Genomic DNA, 230 nt, shown 5'->3' with positions numbered 1-230 from the left:
GTGCCAAATGTGACAGCTCTTGTCTCGACAAATCTGTGAGCTGGGTTTTATCTAGTTTTAAATACGCCACTTGCTCTTTTGCCATGACGACCAGTTCATCCACGCCATCTACTGCCAACATTTGCTGTGACCAATCTTGGATATTAATATTCTTGGGAATAGTCACCGTGGTACTTGATAAATACGGCGGATCAGCGATGGGAATAATAAGTATCAACGCCACTGCCATC

Annotated in this window: 1 pseudogene; it reads right to left on the bottom strand. The window is 43.9% G+C overall.

The annotated features are described in order from the left end of the window. Positions 1 to 230: pseudogene (locus tag AAEY75_RS17455) on the bottom strand (MFS transporter); the annotation flags it as partial.

Source organism: Psychrobacter sp. TB55-MNA-CIBAN-0194 (assembly GCF_040309505.1).
GTDB classification, from domain to species: Bacteria; Pseudomonadota; Gammaproteobacteria; order Pseudomonadales; family Moraxellaceae; genus Psychrobacter; species Psychrobacter fozii.
Note: the sequence above shows the minus strand (reverse complement) of the source record. Positions and strands in the feature narration are given on the sequence as shown.